Source organism: Strawberry lethal yellows phytoplasma (CPA) str. NZSb11 (assembly GCF_000397185.1).
Taxonomy (GTDB): domain Bacteria; phylum Bacillota_I; class Bacilli_A; order Acholeplasmatales; family Acholeplasmataceae; genus Phytoplasma; species Phytoplasma australiense.
The window spans coordinates 204,257-216,882 of the sequence record NC_021236.1; the positions used below are offsets into that span (position 1 = coordinate 204,257).

The window sequence follows — 12,626 nt, forward strand, 5'->3', positions numbered from 1 at the left end:
ATAATTAAAAATTAAGGAATAAAAAAATGAATTCAGTTAAAAATATTAAAATTGCAAGCCCAATGCAATCCGTTCTTAACACTTTAAACAAAGCTAAAGTTTTTTTTCAAAAAGACAATATAAATATTGAAGTTGTGAAAGTCAATTATCAAACCACAGAACCTTATGAAATGGTTTTAAATGAAAAAGTAGATGGTCTTATTTACACTAATATTCATGTTCTAAATTTTGTGAATAGTGTTTTAAAAGCCAATAATAAAGAACTTTTGGAGTTTGTTCAATCATTTTATCATTCCAAATATGGCCTATACATTAACAAAAAAAGAAACCCTGTTTTAAATAATTTGGAAGAAGTTAAAAAACACTCTCATTTAAAAGTTTTGTTGGCAACAGGTTTTTCTTACATTGTCCCTTGCGACACTCCCCGCTCTTTGATTTTATTAAATAATTTAGGTTTAATTAAAATACCGCAAGAAGTATTAGAAAAAAAGAAATTTGATCTTTCTTTGACAGATATTCAAAACACTTATCAATTGGAATTTATCAAAAGCTCGCAATTACCTGAAAAATTTTTAAACAACCCCCAAAAATATGATTTAATGGCGAATTGGCCTGCTTTTATGAATCATTATTCTGATTTTAAAAGAATTGGTTCCAACATTGAAGGAATCGAGGAGCCAACAGATGATTTTGTAGTTTCTTATGCCATTGGTCTTGCTTGTAAAAAAACCCTCAAAGATAGCCCTAAAACAAAACTCATACAAACTATTTTAAACCACCCCCAAACAAAAGAATTTCATTTTCAAGAAGGTGGCAAAAACCATGATTATATTATGATTCAAGACCCTGAAAAAACAGGTCAAAGAATTAAAGAATTATGGCTTAAAGCTTATTAATAAAAATAAATTTAAAAAGGATTAAATAACGATGAAACAAATAATCAAGCTAGCAACTCCTTTTGAACGAGTATTCAATGCTTTAGAAGAAATTAAAAATGATTTTTTAAAATATAATGTTCAATTGGAAATTTTAAGCGAAAAACAAGTGATGGAAAAATACCAAATATCTAGCAATGATGCCTTAAAAAAAGGGTTGATTGATGCAAATATTAGTAATAATTTTCATACAATGCAGGCTTATAATAAATTATACTCAAATGACTACAATGAATTTCCTTTGGTGATGGTAAGTCCTTTATTTCATCCTAAATATGGTCTATACATTCATAAAAACAACCCTTTAGGTTTAAAAAACTTAGAAGATGTTAAAAAACATTCTAAACTCCGTCTTTTATTCGCTCCCTTTAATGAGTTGCACATTGCCCCTTGTGATTTATCGCGTTCACTTTTCCTATTGAAAAAACTTGGCCTTGTAGAAATTGATGAAAGCAAAATAACAGAAAAAGGTTTTAACTTAAATTTACAAGATGTTAAAAACACTTATGATTTAGAATTCATTAAAACTTCGCATTTATTAGAAATATCAAAAAAATTTCAAAATTACCAAAAATATGATTTAGCCATTAATTGCCCTGGTTTGATGAGGGATCCAAATTTTATTCGTATCGGATCCATTGGAGAAGGCAAAGAAGAAAACATAGAACCTCGAGAAAAAGTTTTTTTATCTTATGCTGTTATCTTGGCTGCTAAAAAAGGAACAGAAAAGAATGAAAAAATCAATCTTTTAAAAGAAGTTTTAAATAATTCGAATTACAAAAAGATTCAATTTAAATATGGTGGCGCTACTAATGATTATATTATGGTTCCAAATCAGGAAAGCCTCAAAGAAGAAATAGAGACAAACTACAAACACTTATAATAATTTTGAATTCATCTTTGGATTGTTATTTATTAAATAAATCAATCCTGTTAAAACAAAATATGGACTGAGCTGTTTGAAAACACTATACAACTTTTTTCTTTTTAAAAAATAAATTATTTCATTAATAAGGCATTGTAAAAGCAAATTATAATATCTTTTATAATTACTTTTTTAGCAATAAAAGTAACTAATTATTTTATCATATATTTTGCAATGTTTTCTTTTTTCTTCAAATCCATAATTTACATAATAAAGTTATAGGAATAAAAAAATATTTAATCAAAAAAAGCATCAATTAATTCAAAAACATTACCAAAATCCACAAAATACAACAGAGTCCGATTTAAAAGGTTATCAAACATTTAAAAAAAATATTTCTTGTTGTGGGGATCAAGTGATTATCCAAGTCAAATTAAGCCCTTCCCAAACCATTTTAGATCTCAAATATGAAGCAAATGCTTGCTCTATTTGTGTTGCTTCTGCTAGTTTGATGTCTGTATTTGTGAAAAATTTAGATAAAACAACATCTTTAAATAAAATTAATCATTTTTGCGCAATGATTAACAAAAAAGCTTATGATAAAGAACAATTAGATGAAAATATTCAATCTTTAGATATAGTTCATCAATTACCAAATAAAACTAATTGTGTTTTATTACCTTGGCAAACTTTGCAAGCTTTTTGGCTAAATTAGTTAAGTGTTTTTTTGTTAACTTTTGGCTTTTGAAAGTTTAAAAAAAAGTTCATTATTCAAAATATAATGTTGGTATTTTGCAAGTTAAAAAAAGACTAACTCAAAAGCTAGTCTTAAATATAAAAATTTTCATTTTTTTAATTTGCAAGCGAGTGTATGAAAATAAGTTAGGTTTTTTCTGCTTTCTAAAAATAAGACTTATTTTTCTTTATTGTCTGTTATTTTTTATTTTTTTGTTAGTTTTTTTAAAATATTTCAAATGCATTCAACTTCATATCGTGATGTTTCGGCATTTAGGGCACTTTTTAATTTTTTAAAAAAAATTAAGACTGACTTATTTTTAGTCGGTCTTTTTTTGTTTTAAAAATATTTATTAAAACTAACAAAACAAATTAATTAAACTAAAAAACTGTCAATATTTTTTTATAATTTGCTATGAAGAAACTATGAAAACTACAATAAGTAATCATTAAATTGAAGTTTTTTCTCCGAAAAGAATCTTTGAATGATTTTTAAATAAAAAAATATGAAAACGAAATAATTTAGTAATCCCCATTTTAAATTATTTTTTTAATTATAAAAAAACTAACAAATTACAAATAAAAAAACAAGTTTAAAACTTAGTAAATTAATTTTACTTTACAAAAAACTTGTTTTTTTTTTTTTGATGTAAAATATATATATATTAATAGTAGTTTTGTTTTTTTGACTACTATCAAAAAACCAACAAGGAAGGAAAAAATAATTTAATGAAAACAAAAGGATGGTTTTATAAAAATAAAAAAGCAGTTTATGTTTTGATTACAGTTATATTATTATTAGTTTTATCGCTTACAGCATATGGGACTTGGAAATTCATGAATAGAGGAAAAGAGTCCGAAAATCAAACTGATAATCAAAATAATAATGGAAAATTAGAAATAGATCCTTTTTTGGATCAACATTTTGTTTTATATATGCAATTATTGCCTTCTCAAAATGATTATAATACTGACCTTTCGCAAAGAAAGCCATGGCATCCACCTCAAGGAGCGGTATTATCGCAAAATTTTCACCCTTTAATTAAAAATAACCATTTTCAACAAGGATTTTTCTATGCTTATGATAAAAAAGATGTACAAAAAGCCAAACAATTATTCCAAACAGCTTTCGCAGAGACTAAAGCAGATATTGATAAATTGCCTACAGAAAGTAAAAATTTAACTATTTATTTTGATGAAGAAGTTATAGAAAAGATAAATAATTTGCAACGTAAACTAGGTCAATCATCTCCAAATCAAGGTCAAAATTTTATATCGATAGATAATAATAATTATTTAAATGTAATTGATCAAATTGTGCTTAATGTAAATGATTGTTTTTGGCTTAGACTGCCCCAAAAAAGTGGTACTGGTTGAGAACAACAAATTTAAAAATAATTAATATTTTATATTTTGACAAATAATTTTAATTATGTTATACTATAAGTAGTTAATAAACAATTTATTTTTTCCAAAAAATCATACTCAAATGGTGCCATTTTCGTGGAGCTTATCATTTTCATCACTTTTTTAGTTTTTCTTGGTAGTATTTTTAACATAATTAAAACAACTATCAAAATCATTTTATTTCCATTTAAAATATTATTTATCGGTGTTTTCAAGTTCATCCAGTTTTTAATTGACCCAAAACCAAAACCCGATAGAGAAGAAAGTAGGCAAAAAAAATGACAAAAAATAATCCTTCTAAATTAAGCCGAGTTTTAGTTGTTCGGGCTTTATTAATGGCTGCTTCATTTATTTTTATTTTATTCCTTGTTTCTTTTTCTTCAAAACAGGCAACAAAACCTAAATATCCCTCCACCACCGAATACACCCCAGACGGTAAAAGAATCAAATTTACCCAATACCAAAAAGACGGAAAAACAATTGATTCCATCACCGAATACAACCCTCAAACAGGCTACGAAACCAAACAAACCGATTACAAATCCGATGGAAAAACAATTTTTTTCATCACCGAATACAACCCTCAAACAGGCAACGAAACCAAAAAAACCTATTACAACCTAGATGGAACAATTAAAGAAGAAATTAATTATTAATTATGAATAAAAAGGAGAGTAAATAATATGAATTATCAAAAAACTTTTTATTATGACGACGGAAAAACAATTGATTACATCACTAAATATGAATACGATCCTCAAACAGGTAAACGAACCAAAGAAACTTTCTACAGAACTGATGGAAAAACAATTGAATCCATCACCGAATACACCCCAGATGGTAAATTAACCAAACAAACTTTATACAGAACTGATGGCAAAACAATAGATTACATTACCGAATACGACCCCCAAACAGCCAACAAAACCAAAGAAATAAATTACTTATCCGACGGAAAAACAATTAATTACACCAACAAATACAACCCTCAAACAGGTAAATTTACCAAAACAACCTATTACAACCCAGATGGATCAATTAAATCAGTTTAAGAAAATTTCAGTCCCGCGGAATGTTAATTTATTTAATCTATTAATATAAAATACCTTCAAAACTAATTAATTTATTTGTCATTAGAGCGAACCATCTTTTTAATTAAATTAATAGGTGAAAAGGGAATGAATTGGTTGGTTAGTAAGTTTTGTAAGAAGAGATTAGCTGAATTGGAAAATAAATTAATTACTTTGTTAATTGATTGTACTTTACCATTTTTAATTTTATTATTTAATCTTTGAGTTTCGGATTCATCATTTGTTAATAAATAGAAGCCAAAACGAGTGTCTAGTTTTTTGATTTGTTCACCTTCTACTATTGATTGTTTGTAACGTTCACGAAGGCAAGTTTTGAAATTGAAAGCAATAATGCGTTTAGTTTTGGTAAACAATACTAAATCAAATTTAATATCGGGGATGAAAAATAAATATGATTGAGGATATAAATATTTAATTCCTTTGTGATTTAGATAAAGCAAAATTAAGTATTCGTTAATTTTTCCGCGAATTGATTTTTGACTTTGAGAGTTGTGTTGGTTGTTGGTTAAATATGTATTGAGTATATTATGACAATCAAACATATACTGATTAAAAGCTTTGTTGAAAAAAATTGGTTGAACTATTTGTTTGGTGATGTTAACACACAAAGATTTATGATTAAAAACGTTAATATTATTAAAATCTAAATTAGATATTTGTTGCATTTTATTTATTTCCTTTTATTATTTTGCTTCAAATCTTTGGATTTGTTTATAAAAATTAAAATTACATTCGCCTTCGGGACCGCTACGGTTTTTGGCAATAATTAAATTCGTATGTGGGTTAATATCAGGTGTTTGATAATAACTTTCGCGGTGTAATAACATCACAACATCAGCGTCTTGTTCAATTGTTCCTGAATCTCTTAAATCTGTTAATTGTGGTCTTTTGACTCAAAGCTACAATTGGAATATTAAGTTCACTTGCTAGTTTTTTAATTTGCGCGAAATCACAGATATTGCTTGATATGTATTAAAACTTTGGTCGTCTTTTAATAAATGGAGGTAATCAATAAAGACAATATCAAGTCCTTTAGTATATTTCATTTGACGGCATTTGGTTTCAATGTCTTCAATTTTGTTATTTCTATCATCATCAATTAAAATGTTTAATTGCGTGATTTCGTCATCAGCGATAAGTAACTGTAATTTGTCATCTTTAGTTAAGTTTTTGTGTTGGAGTTGTTTTAAAGGGATTTGAGAAACAGAAGAAAGTAGCCTAATTCCTAATTCTTCCGCTGCCATTTCTAAACTAAAAATAACTGCTTTTTGGTTTTCTGGGTTGGTAGTAAATTTTTTTGCAATATTACAAGCCAAATTAAGCATAAAAGCAGTTTTTCCCATCCCAGTTCTTGCTCCTAAGATAATTAATTCCTTTGGTTTGAAACCAGAAATTAATTCATCTAGATTTTTAAAGCCTGTTTTTATTCCTACAAATTGGTTGGGGTTGTCATCATTAACAATACTTTGGCTAATATAAGGCATTAATGTTTTTGTAGAAATAAAAGGAAATTTAGTTTTTTGCATAAAACTTTCTACTTGGTTTTTGACTGCTTGCAAATAATTGTGAATATTTTTACTTTTTGATAATGCGGTTGGTAATTGCTTAATTAATCCTAAAAAATCTCTTTTAAGGGAATTTTCTTTAATTAAATCAATGTATGTTTCTAAATATTCACTTGCAGGGGGCGCCTCCACTAATTCAATTAAATAATCAATCCCTCCTATTTTGTATAAATTGTTAGTTTCTAAAACGGAACTAACCGTAACATAATCAATTTCGCGTTTTTGCAGTTTTAATTGCTTCATTGTCTCAAAGATACAACGATGCTTGGGGTTGGAAAAATTATTTGTGTTGACTAAATTTATAACAGCATTCATTTTTTCTGGTTTTAATAATAGTACTCCTAATAATGCGCGTTCGGCTTCAATCATCTTTCAAACTCCTTTTTTTGTGATTTGGGTTATTTATTCATTTATGTTATTATATTTGCTTTGTTTTTGTATTTTTAAATCCCTTTTGATTTTAGATTTTTTGCATAAAAAAAGACTCTCGATTAGAAGAGTCTAAGGGTTGCAAGAAAGAATATTTTAGTTAATTTTTACTTGTTAATTTAATGGTTTGAGAGATAAAAAAGAATAAAGAATAGTTAAAATATTATTTTAAAATCCATTCTTTAGGATTACCAATTCCTATAAAATTACAAAAATAATTTTTGTTCTAAATCATTTAAAATTTGTTGGTAATTACAAGTTAAATTTCTTGTTTTAGATAAATATAAAATAATGTTTTTTTGTTTCACAAAATTGAAATATAACTTTTTGAGTTGACATTTCTTTTATTATTTTTGTTATATTAGATGTTTTTTAGATAAATAACATTGTTTTATTATTGAATCTAAAATAGAGTTTTGTGAAACATCTTTCTTTTTATAACTTATTTGATAAGGACCATTTTCTTTATGAATAAAATCATATAGTTGTCTTAATGGTTTAGAACCATGTTTTTTTAAAATGCTATTCATTATTTGGATATGTTCTTTGGTAAATTTATTTTCATCGTATTTTTGAGAAAATGTTATTGTTTTATCAAATTTGGTGGGATATTTAATTTGTTCTAAATTTAAAGGCAATGAAATAGGACCTTCTTCCCAAGCCTCAAAATCATTTTCAAACATAGGAATGTTGTATTTAAGTAAATATTTACAATATGTCAAAAATACTAATTTTTGGATTTTCATACGAGTAAAATCATCTTTGTTTTGGTGTTTTACTAAATAAGTTGCAACATCTAGAATATCTATTTTATTAGGTTGCATAGTTATTTGCTCCTTTATTGTGTTATAAAATTATACTTTTCTATTTCTTTGAGAATAATAATTTTGAATAAGTTTATCAGGAATATTATTTAAAGCAAAATATTGAGATATATAACTTCTTTCCCAAGGAGAATTTGGTCTATGTGTTATATTTACTAATTCGGTATAAAAAATACCCCTTCAAAAAAGGGGTTTAGTTTATATATTAATTAAAAAGTTTTTTCTTCTTTAATTGTTCCGTCGGAGTTGTAATAGGTTTCTTTGATTGGTTCCTCTGTTATGGGGTCATAATCGGTAATAAAGTCAATTTTTTTGCCATCTTTATGGAACCAGGTTGTTTTAATAAAATTCAATGTATCGGGATCATGTTCGTGAATGGCGTAAATTGTTTTACCATCAATATTGTAGTAAGTAGTTTTATTTTTTTTACAATTCATATTATTTATTTCCTTTTTTATATATTTTTTTTAATTTCTTAATTGCTTTGTTTTTGATAATCGCTACTTTCCTTGAAGATAAATTTAACATTTGTCCTATATTTTTGTTGGAATATTCAATTTGAGGTTCTTCATTAACGTTTCCCAAAGGAATCCCAAAACTTAATTTAATAATTTCGAATTCTTTGTAATTTAAAATATTTTTAAGTTTTTTTAAGAATAATTCATGATTATCTTGTTTTAACCATAGTTGATGGGGGTTGAGGATTGTGCTCCACCTGGGTTGCTTTGCTTCTTCCCATTCTTCAAAAGGAATATTACTTGTTTGTTTTTCTTTCCGAAAAACCAACTTCAAGGGGGTTGAAGCGGTTTGTAGGCCTCTGATAAGTTCTGTAATTTCGCCTTTAATTAATTCTTTAGCATAGTTAATAAAACCATAAAAACCATAACCTAAATCTTTATATTTATCTAAAGCTTTAATTAAACCTAAAATTCCTTCTTGGTATAAATCCTCTCTTTGGAGTGATTTAGGGAAGTATTTAAATTGGTTGGCTATTTTTTTTACTAATGGTAAATGCATTTCGATCAATTGATCGCGAATTTCTAAATCCTTTTTATTTTTTAAAAAATCTTTAAATAATTTTTCTCTTTGCATTTTATTCCTTCCTAAAAATATTTTTAGAAAAGATATGAAATTATTTTTTTAGTCTTGAAAAGAAAAAAAGACTAACTATTAAGTTAATCTTAAAGAATTTTTAAAAAGTAAAAAGTTGTCCAAAGTTTTGGAACACCTCATCCCCCTTTGCTGTTTAAAAATTCTTTTTTTGGGTCGCTTGTTAGACGGCCGATTAATTGGGTTCTATTTAACATTAGTTATTTTCTCCTTTTTTGAATATTTTTTGTAATTTAGCGATGGCTTGAGTTTTGATTTGTTCCACCTGTCTTAAAGAAAAGTTTTTATTATATTTTTTTTCTAATTCTTCTGCAATTTCTTGGTTGGAGTGAATAACTTTATCGTTGTCTTCAACGTCTTTTGGGGAAACCCCGAGACTCCAATTGATAACGTCAAATTGTTTATCCGTTAAATTTTTAGTTAATATTTGTAAGAAAATATCGTGATGTACTTGTTTTAGCCATTGTTGGTGGGGATTGAGGATTTTATCCCACTTGGGTTGTGTTGCTTCTTCCCATTCTTCGAAATCAACTTTTTTTATTTTATTTTCTTTTCGGGGCATTGAAGAAGGGTGACAGCTTTGAATAAGGTCTCTGATGTCAGATTTGATATTTTTAGTGGCATATTCAATAAATTCACCACCATTGCGTCCTGTGGGGTCGTACCTATCAATAACTTTTATTAATGATAAAACACCTTCTTGGAATAAAGCTTCTCTTTGGAGCATTTGGGGATAATGTTTGAAACTACTCGCTATTTTTTGAATCAAAGGGTAGTCTAATTCTACTAACTGATTTCGAATTTCTGTGTTGTTTTTATTTTTTAAAAATTCTTGAAACAATTCTTGTTTTCGAATTTCATTTGTTTCCATTTTTCCTCCTTTTCTAAAAACGTTTTTTTAGAAAAGATAGGAAAAATTATTATTTTTTAGTTTTGGATACAAAAAAAGACCGACTTAAATAAGTCAGTCTTAAAGAATTTTAAAAAACAAAAAGTGTCCTAATTATTTCATCAGTCCAAGCCCTTTAGGGATTTTACAAGATACTGAATTTGCTGATAAAAAAGTTATTAATGATGAAATGAAGAAAATTGTTGATAGTTGTATGCAACAAGCTCTTACTATTATTAATGAAAATAAAACTTTATTAGATGAAATAGTATTACAATTGATGGAAAAAGAAACTTTAAATGAAAAAGATATGCAAACTTTATTGATTTAATATGAAAACAACAGCAATAAAGAACTAGTAATAAAAAAATCAAATAAAAATTAAATATTTTACATTTTTTATAATTAATTTAAGAAGAATATGAGGTGTTCCAAAACTTATGGACACCTTTTTATTTATCAAGAAAACAATCAAAGAATGTTTTAAAATCATAAAATATCTAAATGTGATTATTGTTTCAAAAATTGCATTTTCCTTTTTTTCCAAAATATACCTTTTTTCAAATTTTTACTTATATATAAGAGGACGAAAACCAGTTTCAAATAGAGAAACAACGATAAATCTAACGGTGATTTTAACAATTGTTTGAACTAATTGCAAAACAAATATCACTTTTTTTTATAAATTCAAACTAATCCTGCGAGGGATTACATCTAAACCAACAAAAAACACCTTAATCAATCCCACAATTCCTCAATTTTTTTGCAAAAAAAATCCCTTCTCTAATTTTTTCTTTTTAGAGATAAAAAAATCAACCCCTGTTATATGTGGTTGATTTTGTTTTTTTCTTCGTCGTCGGTTTGTCTAAAAGTTACTACATCTAAAAAAAATTGGCTTGAAGATTCTTTTTTTTCTTCTCTCATTTCACCTTCTAAAACTTTAACTACTTGTCCTGGTTGCAAAAAAAATTCTGGATTATCTTGGTCAATATGAGCAAAACTAACAATTACGTTATTATATTTTGTGTTTTGATTATTAAAATGACCAAACCATTCTTTTTTAAACCCATCTGCTGTTTTTAAATATCTTGCTTGCACTTCTAAATAGATATTTTCTAATTTAACTACTTTTTTATCGTGATTCATTTTTTTAAATTAAACCTTCCTTGTTTTTCTGATTATTTTCTCAACATTTACAACAAAAAACCACATAATAATGTGATTCAATATTATTGAATTATTATTGAAAACAATTTTAATTAATACTTCACTTAAACATTATAGCAAATTATGAGAATTTTAGTTGGAAAAAATAATGTTTTCAAGTTATTATGGTTAATTTTAAAAAATCAGCAAAAAAAGTTTTGTCAAAAATGCCAAAAAACAGACGTTATGGGACGGATATGGTCCTTAAAAATGGGGTTGTTAAATAACAAAATAGTATTTTTAAGGACCATATCCTTCGATCCTGAAACAGGTGAAGAAATCAAAAAAATTAAGCACTTTTACCAAAAAAAAGATAATCAAAAAATTGATTGCGTTCAAGAAAACGATCATCGAACAAACGAATGCAAATTCATTATTTACAAATCCGACTGTAAAACAGTTTCCGTGAACAGGTTAAAAAAATAAAAGATAACTATTAAACAATTTTTTTAACCCTTAAACCACGACCCATCCCCTAATGTTTTTTTTATTATTCATCACCCCCCCTCAAATAATTTTTCTTCCTCACTAATCATCCGCACCTCAACCAAAAGCAACGCTCATTCAACAACAATCTATCTCGCGTTTCAATACATTTTTTCATCTCCCAAAAACCCACTTATTTTTCTTTCTATCGTATTTTCCGTAACCGCCACTTTTTTTCAACTTTTTTGTCATATTAATCCTCTTTTGGGTTTATAATAAATACATATAACAAAAAAGTAAAGGAAATAAAATGAATTCAAAACAAAAAAAGCCGCAATATATCTTTATTACAGAAAGAGCTATCGCGTTTTCCTGTCGTTAATAAAAAAATAGTTTTTAAAATGGTGCAAAAATTCAAACAAACTTTAAACTTAACCACCATTTTAAAAACTATTAAAATTAATCGTAGTACTTATTACTATTGGGTAAAAATTCAACTCAAAAACAATCATAAAATGGAAATTCGCAATATTCAACAAAAACGAATCAAAGAAATATGTAAAAGCCACCGCTATCACTATGGCCACCGAAAAATTGCTGTTTTATATCGACAAATCTACAAAGAGGACATTACAACTTCAAAAATTTATCAAATTATGAAAGAAAATGGAATTTGTTGTCGTTTAAAAACCAAAAAATAACTTTTTTTATAATAAAATCTAATTTACACGTTGCACTAAATTTAATTTATCAAGACTTTATCGCAATCAAATCCATGCAAAAAAATTCCGCTATTGCTTTTTTTGATATTTTTTTTAATACTAAAAAATTAAATAGATAAATTCTATATTTTTCAAACTAACAAAAGAAATTAATTAAACTAATTTTTTTATAAATTTTTGGAAAATCAAAGACAAACCGAAAAAAATTATCATTCTTTTTTCTAGTTGTTTTAAAAAGAGTGTTGCAAAATAATCTTTTTTTCTTTTTGTTATTTGCCATTCGAAATTATTTAAGAATTATTTAAGGTTTTTTTGAATAACAGGTGTACAAAAATTATGAAAATAAAATTTTTAATTTTAAATTAAAATTTTTGCAATTATAAAAAAATTAATAAATTTCAGGAGAAAACAAGTTCTAAACT

15 protein-coding genes and 1 pseudogene are annotated in these 12,626 nt (G+C 26.3%); 9 read left to right on the forward strand and 7 right to left on the reverse strand.

The features are described from left to right. The first annotated feature begins 26 nt into the window (after nucleotides 1-26). The 6 genes from SLY_RS00985 (at nucleotide 27) to SLY_RS05625 (ending at nucleotide 4,994) form a co-directional block, all read left to right on the forward strand. Complete coding sequence (locus SLY_RS00985) at nucleotides 27-896, forward strand: hypothetical protein (protein WP_015637787.1); 870 nt, start codon at nucleotides 27-29, stop codon at nucleotides 894-896. Between the two features lie 31 nt (nucleotides 897-927). After that, the gene (locus SLY_RS00990; RefSeq protein ID WP_015637788.1) at nucleotides 928-1,818 is read left to right on the forward strand and encodes a type 2 periplasmic-binding domain-containing protein; all 891 of its coding nucleotides are present in this window, start codon (nucleotides 928-930) and stop codon (nucleotides 1,816-1,818) included. A gap of 301 nt (nucleotides 1,819-2,119) precedes the next feature. Then, nucleotides 2,120-2,515, forward strand: a complete 396-nt coding sequence (locus tag SLY_RS00995) for an iron-sulfur cluster assembly scaffold protein (RefSeq protein ID WP_081475349.1) — start codon at nucleotides 2,120-2,122, stop codon at nucleotides 2,513-2,515. 749 nt (nucleotides 2,516-3,264) lie between these two features. Further along, entirely contained in the window at nucleotides 3,265-3,912 is a 648-nt protein-coding gene (locus SLY_RS01005; RefSeq protein ID WP_015637789.1) for a hypothetical protein, read from the forward strand. A 308-nt stretch (nucleotides 3,913-4,220) separates the two neighbouring features. After that, on the forward strand, nucleotides 4,221-4,598 hold the full coding sequence (locus SLY_RS05620) for a DUF2963 domain-containing protein (protein ID WP_015637790.1): 378 nt from the start codon (nucleotides 4,221-4,223) through the stop codon (nucleotides 4,596-4,598). A gap of 27 nt (nucleotides 4,599-4,625) precedes the next feature. Beyond that, entirely contained in the window at nucleotides 4,626-4,994 is a 369-nt protein-coding gene (locus SLY_RS05625) for a DUF2963 domain-containing protein (protein ID WP_015637791.1), read from the forward strand. A gap of 71 nt (nucleotides 4,995-5,065) precedes the next feature. On the opposite strand, the gene SLY_RS01025 is transcribed toward SLY_RS05625, so the two are convergent. The 6 genes and pseudogenes from SLY_RS01025 to SLY_RS01050 form a co-directional block, all read right to left on the reverse strand. Beyond that, on the reverse strand, nucleotides 5,066-5,698 hold the full coding sequence (locus SLY_RS01025; protein WP_015637792.1) for a hypothetical protein: 633 nt from the start codon (nucleotides 5,696-5,698) through the stop codon (nucleotides 5,066-5,068). Nucleotides 5,699-5,716: 18 nt separating this feature from the next. Beyond that, nucleotides 5,717-6,967 (reverse strand): annotated as a pseudogene (locus tag SLY_RS01030) (replicative DNA helicase). A gap of 416 nt (nucleotides 6,968-7,383) precedes the next feature. Continuing rightward, entirely contained in the window at nucleotides 7,384-7,851 is a 468-nt protein-coding gene (locus SLY_RS01035; protein ID WP_015637796.1) for a Panacea domain-containing protein, read from the reverse strand. A 209-nt stretch (nucleotides 7,852-8,060) separates the two neighbouring features. Continuing rightward, a complete protein-coding gene (locus SLY_RS01040) occupies nucleotides 8,061-8,288 on the reverse strand; it encodes a DUF2963 domain-containing protein (protein WP_015637797.1) in 228 nt (75 codons plus the stop codon). 1 nt (nucleotide 8,289) lies between these two features. Further along, the gene (locus SLY_RS01045) at nucleotides 8,290-8,943 is read right to left on the reverse strand and encodes a sigma-70 family RNA polymerase sigma factor (RefSeq protein WP_015637619.1); all 654 of its coding nucleotides are present in this window, start codon (nucleotides 8,941-8,943) and stop codon (nucleotides 8,290-8,292) included. A 214-nt stretch (nucleotides 8,944-9,157) separates the two neighbouring features. Further along, nucleotides 9,158-9,832 carry a sigma-70 family RNA polymerase sigma factor gene (locus SLY_RS01050; RefSeq protein WP_015637798.1) on the reverse strand — a complete coding sequence of 225 codons (675 nt, stop codon included), beginning with the start codon at nucleotides 9,830-9,832 and terminating at the stop codon, nucleotides 9,158-9,160. Between the two features lie 196 nt (nucleotides 9,833-10,028). On the opposite strand from SLY_RS01050, the gene SLY_RS04935 reads away from it, so the two are divergent. Continuing rightward, complete coding sequence (locus SLY_RS04935) at nucleotides 10,029-10,181, forward strand: hypothetical protein (protein WP_268741342.1); 153 nt, start codon at nucleotides 10,029-10,031, stop codon at nucleotides 10,179-10,181. Nucleotides 10,182-10,672: 491 nt separating this feature from the next. On the opposite strand, the gene SLY_RS01055 is transcribed toward SLY_RS04935, so the two are convergent. Beyond that, complete coding sequence (locus tag SLY_RS01055) at nucleotides 10,673-10,996, reverse strand: hypothetical protein (protein WP_012358950.1); 324 nt, start codon at nucleotides 10,994-10,996, stop codon at nucleotides 10,673-10,675. Nucleotides 10,997-11,266: 270 nt separating this feature from the next. Between SLY_RS01055 and SLY_RS05630 the strand changes: the two genes are divergently transcribed. Both SLY_RS05630 and SLY_RS05230 read left to right on the forward strand, forming a co-directional pair. Next, a complete protein-coding gene (locus SLY_RS05630) occupies nucleotides 11,267-11,482 on the forward strand; it encodes a DUF2963 domain-containing protein (RefSeq protein ID WP_235043286.1) in 216 nt (71 codons plus the stop codon). Between the two features lie 401 nt (nucleotides 11,483-11,883). After that, nucleotides 11,884-12,183 carry an IS3 family transposase gene (locus tag SLY_RS05230; RefSeq protein ID WP_015637801.1) on the forward strand — a complete coding sequence of 100 codons (300 nt, stop codon included), beginning with the start codon at nucleotides 11,884-11,886 and terminating at the stop codon, nucleotides 12,181-12,183. Nucleotides 12,184-12,626: the final 443 nt, after the last annotated feature.